This window comes from Rummeliibacillus suwonensis (genome assembly GCF_007896435.1).
Lineage (GTDB): Bacteria > Bacillota > Bacilli > Bacillales_A > Planococcaceae > Rummeliibacillus > Rummeliibacillus suwonensis.
Window position 1 is genome coordinate 215,610 of record NZ_VCBL01000001.1, and the last position, 14,374, is coordinate 229,983.

6 protein-coding genes and 1 pseudogene are annotated in these 14,374 nt (G+C 33.2%); 6 read left to right on the top strand and 1 reads right to left on the bottom strand.

Annotated features, from left to right (window positions below; all coding sequences use genetic code 11):
* The first annotated feature begins 39 nt into the window (after window positions 1–39).
* From FEU33_RS01015 to FEU33_RS01040, 6 genes and pseudogenes are all read left to right on the top strand, one after another.
* Window positions 40–1,209, top strand: coding sequence for an SIR2 family protein (locus tag FEU33_RS01015; RefSeq protein WP_146547606.1), 1,170 nt, complete (start codon window positions 40–42; stop codon window positions 1,207–1,209).
* A complete protein-coding gene (locus FEU33_RS01020; protein ID WP_244950948.1) occupies window positions 1,202–2,944 on the top strand; it encodes an ATP-binding protein in 1,743 nt (580 codons plus the stop codon). The genes FEU33_RS01015 and FEU33_RS01020 overlap by 8 nt, the downstream gene beginning before the upstream one ends.
* A gap of 498 nt (window positions 2,945–3,442) precedes the next feature.
* A complete protein-coding gene (locus FEU33_RS01025) occupies window positions 3,443–5,665 on the top strand; it encodes a Piwi domain-containing protein (protein WP_146547607.1) in 2,223 nt (740 codons plus the stop codon).
* A gap of 115 nt (window positions 5,666–5,780) precedes the next feature.
* A pseudogene (locus FEU33_RS01030) lies at window positions 5,781–6,247 on the top strand (VOC family protein).
* A 321-nt stretch (window positions 6,248–6,568) separates the two neighbouring features.
* The gene (locus tag FEU33_RS01035; RefSeq protein ID WP_425127992.1) at window positions 6,569–7,027 is read left to right on the top strand and encodes a helix-hairpin-helix domain-containing protein; all 459 of its coding nucleotides are present in this window, start codon (window positions 6,569–6,571) and stop codon (window positions 7,025–7,027) included.
* An 864-nt stretch (window positions 7,028–7,891) separates the two neighbouring features.
* On the top strand, window positions 7,892–13,561 hold the full coding sequence (locus FEU33_RS01040) for a DNRLRE domain-containing protein (RefSeq protein WP_146547609.1): 5,670 nt from the start codon (window positions 7,892–7,894) through the stop codon (window positions 13,559–13,561).
* Here FEU33_RS01040 and istB read toward each other — a convergent pair.
* Window positions 13,497–14,234: an IS21-like element helper ATPase IstB gene (gene istB, locus FEU33_RS01045; protein WP_370467591.1), complete on the bottom strand. Its 738-nt coding sequence runs from the start codon at window positions 14,232–14,234 to the stop codon at window positions 13,497–13,499. The two genes, FEU33_RS01040 and istB, sit on opposite strands and share 65 nt — an antisense overlap.
* Window positions 14,235–14,374: the final 140 nt, after the last annotated feature.

Consider the following 14,374-nt stretch of genomic DNA (forward strand, 5'->3'; position numbering starts at 1 on the left):
ATTAAGAAAACATCGGAATAATAAAAAGGATGATAGAAATTGGAACAAGAAAAGATATTTTTTTCCAGTCTCAAAACAATCAGTTTTTCAGAAGATGAAGTTCAAGTGAATGGTATAAAGCAATCAGATGAATTGTATCAAAATGAAACCACTAAAGAATATGCTTATCGCTTAATGCGACAGGAATATTCTTCAGTTATTAAACGACAGTATGAAAATATTGTTGTATTAACTGGTGCAGGAAGTTCAATTGGTATTGGAAAATCAAATAAAGGAAAGTCAATGAAAGGGCTTTGGAAAGAAATAATCAAAAATATTCAATACTCATCATTAGAGGAATTTGCAATTAGAATAAATTTTTCTGAAATTCAAGAAGATTATACAGATTTAGAGGCTCTTCTTTCACAGGCAATGTTGTATCAAAAATTATTTACAAATGATAATGAAGTTAGTGGAATGATAGATAAAATAAAAGAAATTATTAAGAGAAACTGTACAATTTCCATTACAAGGGATGCACCACATCACAACTTTTTAAGAAAATTGACTTCTCGAAAAGTAAAATATTCTAGAACGAAAATTTTTACTTTAAATTATGATACTTTATTTGAACAAGCGGCTTCTCAAGGTGGTTATGTTGTCATTGATGGATTTTCCTTTACAACTCCGCGTCAATTTAATGGTGTAAATTATGATTATGATATAGTTTATCGGTCAAGTCATCATATATTATCGGAAGAGAATTTTTCACCAAATGTTTTTCATTTGTATAAGCCACATGGGTCATTAGATTGGGAAGAAAATGATGGGAGAATTTATAAAACTGATAATGTAACTGCTCCCTTGATGATTTATCCAAGTAGTACTAAATATGAATCATCTTATCAACAACCTTTTTTTGAAATGATGTCCAGATTTCAACAAGAAACAAGAAGTAAAAACACTTTATTAATAACGATAGGTTTTAGTTTTGGTGATGTACATATAAAAACGATGGTCGAAGAAGCATTGATGATTAATCCAAGTATCACTTTATTAATTGTTTCTCCTGATGCAACGGTGAATGAAAATTATGAAGAATTTCGTGAAAGGTCTTTTCGAGATGGGAATGTTTATTTAATTTCTGAAAAGTTTGATGATTTTGTCGCTAATTATCCTCAATCTGAAATTTATATTTATGAAAATGAAGGAGGCAAAAATATTGATTAATAATCCATTTAATAATAGACATTTTTTAGGATATGTTAATCACGTAAGTGCACAATATATTAAGGTTCACTTTCCATCATCAATTTTATTAAATAAAACAATATTTTCAGGTGAGGAGTTTAGTGGAGGGTTTATAGGTTCTTTTGTAACAATTGAAGGAGAAGATAAAGGGTTTATAGGAAAAATTTCCGAACTTGATCTTCCAGAAAAAGAAAGATTATCTTTAAGTGAAAAGGCGTTTCAAAGTTCTGATTTTCATCCAACAGCTAAAGTAGAAATATTGTTATCTTTTGATTATTATAACAGTGATGAAGTGTCGCATTCTTTAAGTTCATCTCCTAATATAGGTTCGAAAGTATTTATTTGTCCCGATTCATTTATTCAAAAATACGTCTTGCAATTTGGAAGTAAAAATAATAACTCAGAGAATCAGTTATTGATTAATCTAGGAAGTTTGATATCGAATAAAGAGACCAAAGTAAATGTAAATCAGCAAGCTATTTTTAGTCGACATTGTGCTGTTGTGGGTACAACAGGTGGTGGAAAGAGCTGGTCTATATCTAAGTTATTAGAGGGTATGATCAAAAATAATACAAAAGCAATTTTAATAGATCCTACAGGTGAATATTCGACATTTAAGAACAATACTAAGATAGAATCAGTTATTTTAGGTGAAGATTGCTTCTTCTCTTACAAAGAATTGACAATAGAAGATTTGTTCTTTTTAGTAAAACCAGCTGAAAGAACGCAAGCTCCAAAATTACTTGAAGCTATAAGATCTTTAAAATGTGTAGAATTATATAAAAATTCAGCTAATAGCAAGGAATTTATTAAAGATTTTCTAGATGAAAAAGGCTATTTAATAAAGGAAGGTCAAAATATTAAAAATTATGAGAGATTTGTTTATATAAACTATGATCAAATTAACAGCTCATCATTGTCGTTTGATATAGAAAAATTAGAAAAACAAATTGTAAATGAATGCATATGGCCAACAATCAGAGGTAATAATCTATGTTTCGGAGGGGCAAATGAACAAGATTTAGGAAATTGTATGAGCTTAATTTCAAGGATCGGAAATCTGCTAAAAACAAATGTTTTCAATTCAGTGTTTGATTTCAAAGGAGATCAAGATAGTGAAAGCCTTACTGATATTATTAATAAGTTTATTTCAGATAACCAAACAGAAAATATGGTCTTGAGAATAGGATTTGAAAATTTGGGCTATGAATTTCAAGCAAGAGAAATAATAGCCAATGCAATTGGAAAATTTCTTCTACAAAAGGCGAGAAACAAATGTTTGAAAGATAATCCTGTTGTTTTATTTATAGATGAAGCGCATCAATTCCTTAATCAAAAAGTTGTAGATCAATATTTTGAGTCAAATAATTTATCAGCATTTGAACAGATTGCAAAAGAAAGCAGAAAATATGGGCTGTTCTTGTGTATAGCAACGCAGATGCCTAGAGATATTCCAGTAGGAACACTAAGTCAAATGGGTACTTTTTTAGTTCATAGATTAATAAACTATAATGACAAAGAAGCAATAAGACAAGCTTGTTCAACTGCAAATTCAGAAATTCTCTCGTTTCTTCCAATGTTAGGAGAAGGTGAAGCAATTTTAACGGGAGTAAATTTCCCGATGCCTTTAAATATTAAAGTTAATGAACCAGAGATAAAGCCAGATTCCAGTACCCCACATTTTAAAAGTATAAAAACAAAGGATTTAATTTGAAATAAACAAAGTACGCTATACATAGAGCCAAAATCTTATCGAGATCAAGAAAAGGATGAGTCTTTAATTGAAAAAATTACTTGCAGGAATGATAAAGGGGGAAAAATGATGCAACTTTTCTGAGGAGTTTAAGATATATATTGAAGAAATTAAACGAAAAAAATTTGAGAAATGTATGTTGAAGAAACATTATTACTCTATAAAGCGGATTTGATTATCTTGACCAATATATTAGGAAAAATTTCGATGACAAGAGAAAACTTTTCAGTTTTAATAAGTCTCATCAATAGATTACACGGAAAGGTATTTATAAAGATTGCTTGACTTTCCAGAAGAATTCGTTTTATTTGGCAAATACAGAATGTTTCCATTTTTAATCTCTATTATAATCATAAAAATCTATTTGAAATTTTTATCTAAAATTGGAACTAATGATATTTATTTACGTATAATTGTATTATTAGAAGTTTTTATTACGAATATACGAGGAGTGTTCAAATGGAAGCATATATTACAGAAGCAACGGCAGCACAATTGGCTAATGAGATATCTTTACATATTTATGAGTTTCCAGTGGAAGATCCAACAAAGAAATACGAGGGAGTGTACAAAATTTGTAGTGCATGGAAACGTGCGAATGGGTACATGCCTATCGCTTATAATCAAAGTACAATTGCAACATTGGAACCAGTAAACGACTATGCTGGTTTTGAACCACTATCATATCGAGTGGATACAATTGATTGTGAGAATTCTTTTGAGAGATCTTTATTAGAAAGAATTATTAAGGAAAGCTTACTATCTATTGGGCAAAAGCGACTCAAGTTAAAACGGGTAGGAAATGATTTGCAAGAGTGGAAACCTAAGAAAGCAGGAAATGTATTAATATATCCAGCACTGGCTTTTCATGTGAACATATTGAAAAATCATATTCATATAGGATTTCATCTAACACATAAATTTGAGTATAACTATACATTGCAACAAATGATTGAAAGGGGGGAAATCATAAATCCTGGACTGAAAGTAGTTCATAGTGATGTGCGGAATAACTATACATATGAAGTTGAGCAAGTTGCCCCCTACTCAGTTATGGAGACGTGTCAAAAATTAAAAAAATCGATATATCAATACTATTTAGATAAAGGAAATATGAAGATCGTTGATACATTGCATGAAAATGTAAAAGTTATTTATGCGAAACCTATCAATGGTGGTGATAGTCTTAGTTATGCAGCGACTATTTTAAAACCAATGTGTTCTTTTGAAACGATGCAACCATTTGAAACCAAAAAAGTAATGGATATTTTAAAAATGAATCCCAATGATCGAATGAAGAAACAATTGCGACAAGCAAAAGACTTATTGAATGTTTATCCATACTTAAAATTTGAACACAATCCGTTTCTTATTGAACTCAACAATTACCAATTAGTGCAATTAACTGATCCTAAAATTTTAATGGATCAAAAATATGTTAAACCTTTACATGGCTTGAAAAATGGTAAGTTATATAAAGGTGGTAGCGTAAAGCTTTCTATTTTTATGGATGAGACAATGGAAACCTCATTAGGCATTTCTAAAAAGCTAGTCTATCGATTTATTAAAGTCCTTCAACAGATTGCAGAGCAGCATGGGGTAGTGATAGAAATTAACTATGCGACTAGCTCTATTAAAGGAAAATTTACGGAAGAATTTTTTCAACAATTTTCTTGGGAGATTCGTGAATTAGAATCTATATTTACAAATACAACTGTACTAGCCGTTATTACAGATGAGCATTTAACGAAATTACCTGTAAAAGTGTATGATGCATTTAAAAGACAATTTGGAGGAAAATGGGATATTTCGTCGCAAGTAATAACAGAAAAGAGTTTAAAATCATTCCAGCAATTGTTGAAAATCAGAAAATTAGAAGAATTTGATCTGAACGATGAAAAGTTGTGCCAACAAGTTGCAAATATTGTAAAGTATGATAATTTGTCATATACAATATTTAATATTTTGCTTGGCATCTATGTGAAAAGTGGAATGCAACCTTGGATATTAGCAGAAAGAACACATTCTGATTGTTTTATTGGTCTTGACGTTAGCCATGAAGATGGAAAAAGTACAGCAGGGATTATGAATGTCATAGGCAGCAATGGCTATTTATTAAAACAGTCAGCTATTAATGGTGTATTGGCTGGAGAAAAAATAGATACAGAAAAATTAGAGGAAATAATACAAGATGTAATATTTACTTATAAAGAACAATTTGGTAAGTTACCTCGGCATGTAACGATTCATCGTGATGGAAGATGGAGAGAGGATTCAGTATTGGTAGCACAAATTTTTAAAGACCGAGGTATCACTTATGACATCGTCGAAGTAATCAAAAAACCTAATCGGCGAATGGCATTTTATAACAAGAAAACAGATCAATACGAAACAAAGCAAGGCGTTTACTATATTCGAGACAATGAAGCCTTTTTATGTGCAACTGATCCACGAAGAAATATTGGTATGGCACAACCTATTAAAATAGTTCATCAAACCGATACATTAGCATTCCAACAAATAATTGAAGATATTTACCGTTTATCTTTTATGCATATTCATGCTTTGAACAAAATGAGATTGCCTGCAACGATCCACTATGCTGATTTAAGTTCAACAGCTTATCAAAGAGGACAAATAGCCCCAAGAACCACTAATGTAACACATTTGCCTTTTGTGTAATGGAATCGGTCATAATCAGAGAGAACAAAAAGAACTTCACCCTAAAATAGTGAATAGTTTCCAAATAATAATTGATATAATTTTATCAAATGCAATTATTGGGGAGGCGGGAAAATTGATTGAAGGTATTTTTGAAGTGCATTTACCTGTTCGAAATTTAAACCGATCCATTGAATTTTATAAGAGACATGTTTGAAATTTTCCTGGAGAGATGAGGATACAGCCTTCTTTTGGATAGAAGATAAAAAAAGTCAATTGGGTTTATGGGAAGGCAAAGAAGTCGATACGTCATACCATCCATCACTTCGGCATGTGGCATTTAGAGTTTCGTATGAAGTCTTGAAAAATTTGGTGAAATGGTTGAATTCTATAGGAATCGCACCTGTCCCCTTCAGTAAGGACAGAACAGCAGCCCCCTTTATTCGACCTTGGTCAGGGCATGGGTCAGTCTATTTTCAAGATCCTGACGGGAATAGTCTTGAATTGATGTGTACAGTAGAAGTTCCAGAAAAGTTGAAAAATAGCCATGCGAAACTATCTATTGATGAGTGGGAAGAATCGATCAATGATGTAGTTGAGTAGCAGCTACCAATTATGTAATACTTGACTATACGAGATTCATCTATTTCCATATGATTTCGAAATAAAGAAATATAGATCTCATTTTTAACAATAGATTATTTAAAATAATGGGATTCTTTAATTTTATAAGAAGAATAAGGGCCAGCTGTGGATCAGTTGGCTTTTTATGTTGCGATCGAAACAAATAGCTCACTAAAAAACTTTTTCTAGTTCTATGAATGAATAAGATAGTTGGAGATTTTGATTTTACAAATAGGACTTTTTAATATTTTTATCGAATTGTAAAAGCATATCGATCATGATTTAAAGGAGATGGGGTCTTTGAAATCTAATCCGAAATTGTCGTTGACAGATAAAGAAAAGGCAAAACTTCGAAAGGCAAAAGTTAAGATTGGGGAAATACATGCCTTAAGTGTTACCGAATTAAGTAAAATATTGAATATTTCATTAGAAAAAGCCAAGGAAATAAAAGCATTAGCGGAATTTCAAACAGTACCATCTATTGGCAGTGAATTAGCCAAAAAGCTGGTGATCTATTTGAACGTTTATTCATTGCAAGAAATTAGGCAAGAAGATGGAGCTCAACTTTTTGATAAATTGGAACAGAGGATGGGGGTATGGACAGATAATTGTGTCGAAGATCAGATACGTTGCGTGATCAATTTCGCTAATGATTCTAAAAGTGATAAACAATGGTTCGATTTTACAAATGAAAGAAAAGATTACCGCAAAACTTTTGGATATCCAAAAGATAGACCTCAAAGAGCGTGGAATGATTAAGGAAGAGATTATGAAACGAACTTGCTGAGCATTCGAATGAACTTGCAAATGCCACGTTAAAATTCATTAATAATCTGCTTTCTAAGAGAATCTAGATTTTTTCATGAGTAGCATCAACCCCTTACATAAAATTTGAATAGAGGATAATGATTATTAATCCAAAAATAAATCTTATTAATTGATGACTTAAAGTCACCTTTCCATTCAAGTGGATACCATTAAGAATGGCCCCTATTTGTATTAAAACAAATCCAGCTATTAAAAATAATAAAGGATATTTAATGGAAAATAACGTAATTAAAATACTGATACTTCCTAAAACAAATAATATCGAATTACTAGGTGGTGGTATTAGGTGCTTATTCAATTGAAGTATCCCTATGAATAAATTTAATAATGAATAAGAATAGATAACTATCAATAATATCGTCATCAAAAATAATCCCTCCATAAATTTTTAGAATAATAAAATAATTATTACGTTTTCAGGAATTTTAATATAGAAAATTTTGATTGGATAATTCAAATGCATGTACATTTCCTTTGTGTGATGTCCACTCAGTATCTCGTGGGAAGAGCGAGTAAACCATAGCGGAATCAGCGAATACACTATATTTTGTGGGGAATTGGACAATCGACACACCTGTTTATTTAATTAACTAGGGAGCGTTCAGCAGTTATACATCGGATATCCATATATTTATTCGAACGGACCTGTTGGCAAGTAGAAAAGGAAATGGGGGATAATTTTATATAGAATGAAAAAATATAGTAAATATATGATTTTAATTCACTATTTATAATGTAATATTGATAAGTTACCATTATACAAGTAAGTTAATAATTTACTTGGAGGTAACATTCATGAATTGGAAGAAGTATATTGCACAATTAGTAATTGTGGCAATGATGATTAGCTTGATTCCTGAGTATGTAGGTGCAGCTTTTCAAGATGCGAAAGATACTGCAGATGAAGTAAAAGAAGAAGCCCCTATTAAAGTAACAAAGGATTATGATGAAATCGTCAATAAAAGAACTGAAAATTCGAAAACTTTCACAAATGGAAAAGGAAATTTTATTCAGGAAATTTACCCAGAGGATATCTATAACAAAAAGAATGATTCTTTTCAAGAGATATCTGAAAACCTTGTAACAAAGGAAAAAGGGTTTGTTACAACGGAAGATACGAATTTAGAATCGGTATTTCCTCAGAAAATAAAAAAAGATACACCGATATCCTATCAATACAAAGGACATAAATTAGAATTTACCAATTTTACAGCTACTGATGGAAAAAAAGAATATATAGCAAATCAATCAGCAAGTTCTGAAAATGATGATAACAAGATTACATATCAAGAAATCTATCCGAATATAGATTTAAGACACATTACTTTAAACAATGAAGTAAAAGAAGATTGGATTGTTCATCAATATTCAGGCATCCACCAATTTAATTATACTATACAGACTGAATTGTATGGAGAAGTTTTATCTGATGGTTCAATAGGATTTTATGAAGATGAATCAAAAGATAAATTGATATTCACGTTACCAGCCCCAACTATGATGGATTCAAATATCAATGAAACAAAAGGGGAAGGTGTTCGTTCAAATAACATTCATTATGAACTCAATAAGGTGAAACAAAATGAGTATAAATTATCATTAATAGCAGATGCAGCATGGTTATCATCGGATAAACGCGTATTTCCAATTTATATCGATCCTTCTGTTACAATCGACGTATTAGGAGACACTTATATATCAAGCGCGTATCCAAAAGCCAATTTTAATAAGCAGTGGGACCCAACACAAGGTGAATATGTACTACAAACAGGCTATTATGATAGTACTTCTGGAACCAACTATCCTTATATGAAGTTTAGCGTTGCTGGAGATTTAAAAGGTGCAACGATTGATTCAGCTCAATTGGCCGCCTATGTGACACATGCTTATTATGTTACAGATAAAACCGGCTTATGGGTAGATGAGGTGAATGGTCAATGGTATGCCGACGACTTAACTTGGAATAATAAACCATCCTCTAAAAATATTGATAGTACAACAGTCGCAAGGAACCAATGGGCATATTTTAATGTAAAAAATACAATTCAAGCGTGGGTGGATGGAACAAGAAAGAATTATGGCTTCAAGTTCCATACAAATGGCCATGGAAAAACATATTGGAAAAAGATAACAGCCGCAGAAAGCTCTAATAAGGCGAAACTTGTCATCAGCTATCATTATGATCAAATGCCCACACCTTCTATGTTAGCTTCATCTTATAATGATGGAACGGATACAGGCTATATCAACGTAAAATGGAAGACCATGTATGGTGCCAGCTCATATACATTGCAAATGTATAATGGTAGTGGATACCAAACTATTTATACAGGAACTGGTACTAGTTGGAGTTCAAAAGGAAAAAATATATTTCCCAAAAAACCTTATTCAACGAACTCAAAATATCTTACCGATGGAACGGGAGAAGAATTACCTTTAAATCCAACTGCCTTTTACAGTGCAAAAAGTGGAACTACTATCACTTCAAAGGCATATAAGTTCCGTGTACTGGCGCACTTTGAAAAAGGGGACAGTCCCGTTTCTGAAGTCATTTCTCAAGAGATCCCGGCAATTCCTATGCCAAAAGTAGTAGCAGAAACCTATCCAGAATCTGATACAACCCATAACGACCGTGGCTGGTTAAATATCTCATGGAATGCGGTCAAAAACGCCATCGGTTATAAGGTACGTATTTGGAACGGCACTAAATATGAAGAGTATACAGTAGGAAATGTAACATCTGTTAGCACAAAAGGGAAAAAGATTTGGCCAACAGATAGCGAAATTAGTAATGGTATAACGTATTTGCATCAAGTAAAGTTAGACGATCCAAGTAGCGTTGCAGATGGTGCAGAATTACCAGTAGACCCAAGTACTACATATGGCAGTTCATCAAATCGATACAGTGTAAGAATTAAAGCGATTTTTTCGACAGGTGTTTCTGATTCCTCAGATGTAAATTATGCTTATATGAAGCTAGCAGCTCCAAAAAATGTAAAAATGACAGGTGTTTTAACGGATCCTGTAAACAACAAAGGAAAATTGAAAGTCGATTGGTCTGCTTCAAAACATGCAAAGTATTATGAAGTTGCAGTAAATGATGGACAAGGCACAAAATATTACCAAGTTAAAGGTGAAACAACTTTTACAACCCCTGCAGATTTTTCAGCAAATAAAACTTATAAAGCGACGGTAAAAGCTTATTTTGTAGGCGAAGATGGTGCCTATGAATCAGAGGAAGGCAAACTTTCTGGTAAACGTGGATTGAGTGATGCATCCAGTGAAGCAACGGGTAGCATTGCAATGCATGAAGAGTTGATAGGACTAGAAGATTACTTTACGTATGATGAGCATACATTTGGTAATGCTGAAGCATCTGTGAATGTAACGACGGGTAATATGACATTAGCATTTACGGATGACTCCCTCTATACGCGTGGTGTATTAGGATATGATTTTACACGCTATTATAATTCACGTTCTATGGAAGATTCACCATTAGGTATAGGATGGAGCTTCATGGGATTTGAACACTTAAATGTATTAAACAATCAAGATGTTGAGTACTCTGATGAAGATGGTACAAAGCATTTATTTACTTATAATACAGATGCTCAAACATATATATCACCGAAGGGTAAATATCTAACATTAGAAAAAGTAGACGACAGTACTTTTACGATAAAAGATAAAGAAGGATTTATAGAAACCTATAAAGTAGATTTAGATGAAAATGGAGATAAAACAACAAGATTCCATCTAACAACGTATAAAGACGAATATGGAAATGAAATAGACTTTCGCTATGAAAATGGATTGTTAAAGGAAATATCTGAAGCAAATGCACCTGATCGAGATGTCATTTCACTAGCATATGATACTAATAAGCGTATTCATAAAGTTTCTTATAATAGTCACTGGACACTCTTTACCTATGACAGTAATGGCTTTTTAGTTGAAACAAAAACGGGAACGGATGAGTTGACTAAAGAAGGTAACGAAATTCAGCCGATTACAGAAGAATTTAAATATACCAGTTCCAATCAATTAGAGTCTTATACAGACGGAAAAAATAATGTTACTGAATTTCACTATAGTGAACAAGGATTAAAAATCTTTGATAAGCAAGATTCGGATTCAACGCTTTCTGTATCGACTGTTTATCAATTTGATGTAGAAAACAATCAGTTCATAGTAGAAGATTCAGACGATAATCAAACTGTTTATAATAGAGATGAAACGAATCATTCATACGCAGTTTCAAAGGTACTAAATAGTGATGAGACATCTTCTACTCAACAATATGACGATCAATACAATGTGATAGAGTCTATCGATGAAGAAGGAATTGACACTCGTTATGAATATGATCAAAATGGAAATCTCAAAAAAGAAACGAGTACAGATGGAACGATTACAAATGACTATAATGATCGCAACCAATTGACGAAAAGTGTTGATGTAACAGGTGTAGAAACCACTAATCAATACGAAGGTCCAAACTTAAAATCCTCAACTGTTGGAGATGAAACAACATCCTATGATTATGATGCATATGGACGCACAATAAAAACAGCTTATGCAAATGGAACTTTTGAAGAGACAAATTATAATGATGCTGAAAATACGGCAACTGTTACAGATGCAAAAGGGAATACAATTATAACCAAATACGATGCATATGGAAGAAAATTATCTTATACGGATGGTGCAGGCCGGAAGACAGAATATCAATACGATCCTCTTCAACTAGATGTGATTACATCTGTTACAGATGGCAATGGTCATAAAATAAACTATAGTTATGATACGAACGGGAATCTTCATACAGTTACAGATGCGTTGGATCGTGTGAAAAAATATGAATATAACTTGAATGATCAAGTAACGAGAACGACCATGCCAGGAATGGAATTCAATTACCAATACAATTCAAATGGTGATGTAGAAAAAGAAACGTTACCTTCTGGAATTACGAAAGGCTATCAATATAATGAGGTTGGAGATTTAAGTAATGTAGTCGTCAATTCAAGAGATGGTGAGAAAGTGTATTCTTGGGAACAAGGATATACAGATTCTGGTCAATTACAGTGGATCAAGTTAAATGATGGAGAAGAACCAGAGAAGGAATTCCATTACGATGAGAATACGGGGGCATTATCAAGCTATAAGCTAAACCAATTCACGTCGCATTACCAATATGATGACCATGAACGAACGACTGGTAGCGATGTTACCTATCAAAACGGTACAGAATCAGATGTTCTGTCAAAAGAAATTTCGTATAAGGAAGATGCAGATAAATTAGATGTTGTAAAGGTAAATAGAGGAGATACAAACCTTCTCTATTACAAATATGATGAAGACATCCCAAATAACACGACAACGCTAAACGTCAATAATGGCTTATTTAAACAAATACAGCAATTCAATCAAGCGAATTTATTGCAATCTATTCAGTACAAACAAAATGATGAAGTGGCTACAAGCTTCGATTATTCTTACGATCAGTCAGGTAATATTGTAGAAGAGGAAACATCTGTAGGTAGTATATCTCATTATGTATATGATGGTAATAACCAACTGACAAAAGAAACTTTGCCAGATGGAACCACGATAGACTATCAATATGATGCAGTAGGCAATCGTTTAGAAACCAAACAAGGGTCAAAAGTAGATTCATTTGAATACAACGATGCCAATCAAATCAAAACAAAAAATGGTGTAAACTATACTTATGATGCAGATGGGAATTTAACACAGGACGAACATTATAAATACGAATACAACGCGCTAGGTCAACAAACAGGCGTAACCGACTTAGACGGTAAAGAAATCGCTCGTTATGAATATGACGAAACAGGCTTACGTACCAAGAAAATCATCGGAGAAGAAACACACGAATACTTCTATGACAATGAAGTGCTAGTCATGGAAGTCATCAAGAACAACAACGATGTAAAGCAATACCGCTATTACCAATGGGATGATTACACACCACTTGGCATGATCGTCAAAGAAAAAGACACATCCGGAGAATGGAAGGACCAAGTATTCCATTACTGGACAAACCATCGTGGTGATGTCGTATCGATCCGAGATAACGAAGGAAAAGAAGTAGGTTCCTATCAATATGATGCCTACGGAAATGTCCTATCCGTAGAAGGAGACATCGCAAAAGACAATCCAATTCGATATGCAGGCTATTATTATGATGAAGAAACCAAGAATTATTATTTACAAGCACGTTACTATAATCCAGTGAATGGTGCATTCTTAGTACTTGACCCACATCCGGGTGATGATGATGAACCGTTGTCTCAGAATGGGTGTTTTTTGCAAGCAAAAAGTGCAGAAAATTGCAGAGAAATTTACATAGGCTTGCAGCTTTTCTTTTACATTAAATCCCAGTATCCGTTTTTACGGAGGATAAGGCATTTTTCAACCGGTAGCTTTCCCCTGTGAACGCTATGACATGCGCGTGGTGAACTAGTCTGTCCACAAGGGCGGAAGTTAGACGGTTATCCCCAAAAACCCGATTCCACTGACCAAACTCCAAATTGGAGGTTACAATCACACTTTTATGCTCGTAACAGTCTGCAATAATGTGAAACAATAATTCCGATCCTTGCTTTTGAAAAGGAACGTATCCCAATTCATCCAGTATAAGCAAATCGCACTTCTCAATCTGTCGTTTTAATCTCTGCAAGGTGCCTTCTTTCATCGCTTCTTCTAATTGTCCCACCAAATCAGCCACCCTAAAGAAACGGACCTCAAATCCCAGTTCACATGCCTTCACACCTAAAGCCGTTCCTAGATGAGTTTTCCCAGTGCCTGGCGTTCCTAAAAGTAGAAGATTCTGTTTTTTCTTTATAAAACGGAGGTCACAGATTTCCTCTTTCGAGGTTGTTGCTGGTAAGTGCAGCTGGTCGGACCATTCATAATCCCTAAGCCATTTAAGCTCTCTAAATTTAGCCTTTTTTATCAGTCTAGCGATTTTGGTGGTTTGTCTGGAATTGACTTCAATCGATAGAATATCACGTAAAAACTGTTCTTTGCTTTCAAAAGGTATCTCCTCAAATTCCTCGATAATATGGGCAAGGTGGAGTGTTTTACAAATGGCCTTTAAATCGTTCATCAGGAAACACCTCCTTCCAAGGAAGGACAAAGTTTTTTATCATAAGTGTGCAAATCTGTTTCGTAGTTAAGCAAAATCTCAGGTGTGTGTACTTCGGTTAATTTTTCTGGATAAGCAGCCTCCTTAGCTTCTAGGATATA

What these genes read in the sequence shown, in the direction of transcription:
- FEU33_RS01025 (WP_146547607.1), top strand. Translation starts at nt 3,443, where the DNA reads ATGGAAGCATATATTACAGAAGCAACGGCAGCACAATTGGCTAATGAG.
- FEU33_RS01040 (WP_146547609.1), top strand. Translation starts at nt 7,892, where the DNA reads ATGAATTGGAAGAAGTATATTGCACAATTAGTAATTGTGGCAATGATG.
- istB (WP_370467591.1), bottom strand. Translation starts at nt 14,234, where the DNA reads ATGAACGATTTAAAGGCCATTTGTAAAACACTCCACCTTGCCCATATT.